Raw genomic sequence first — 911 nt, forward strand, 5'->3', positions numbered from 1 at the left:
TTGGTCGCTGATGGAGACGACTGCGACACTGCTTTAGCTGGCTGGGCTGGCGTTCCCAAGAGCTGATGAATGCCCGCCAGCTGCGCCTGCGTCTCTTGCAGCTGAGCCGTGACTTGCTCGTTTTCCAATTGCCGCGCCTCCAGCTGGGTTGTGAGCTGCTCATTCTCGCTCTGCAGTTGGCCCACCTGCGCTTGTAGGTCAGCGACTCTGGAGGCATCCGACGGCCCAGTCTGGGGCGGCTGTGAGCGAGATTGTAAATCAACGACCTGTTGCCTGAGCATGTCGATTTCGCGAGTAAACCAGTTAAAGGTATGCGCCACTTCTCCGACAGTTTCGGCCTGTCGGCTCTGGTGCTCTCCCTTCAGAGTTTCATAGGCATCGAGCAGGGCACCGATGAGTTCGGCTGGGGTGCCTGTCCTGCCCTCCTGGGCCATCAGGTTCATCAAGCGCTCCAAATCAGCTTCATAGACCTGGGGGCGTTTAATGGGTCGCTCTTGGGGCTGGCTCATCTGGGGTTCTTCCTCTACTGTTTCAATGACTGCATCCGTATCTGTTACCGTGGGGCTAATCTCTGCCGCTGCTTCGTCAATCTCATCGGCTACGGGCTGAGGTTCTTCTACTGGGTCATCCCGAAAGGCGGCAATCACCTCCAGCCCTGGCAGTTGGCCTAACTTAAGGCCCAAGCGCCCGTCCCGGTTACCCTGGCCGTCACCGATCGCATAGTCGTCATAGTTCGACCGCGCCGCGTAGTTGGGCAGCTTCTTGCCATCCTGCGTAATCGTGAAATGGCCCTGAATTTCTGCCTTGTACTGATGCTCTGGCACATTGGGCGGACAGAACCAGTGGGCGGCAATGGTGGCGTAGACGGCCCTGAAGATGTGGGTGTAGAGATTGTCTTTATCGCTGCGGTT

1 pseudogene is annotated in these 911 nt (G+C 57.7%); it reads right to left on the reverse strand.

Annotated elements, in window-relative coordinates:
• Nucleotides 1-911: pseudogene (locus JUK32_RS01680) on the reverse strand (hypothetical protein); the annotation flags it as partial.

This window comes from Halomicronema sp. CCY15110, from assembly GCF_016888165.1.
Taxonomy (GTDB): Bacteria; Cyanobacteriota; Cyanobacteriia; order Phormidesmidales; family Phormidesmidaceae; genus Halomicronema.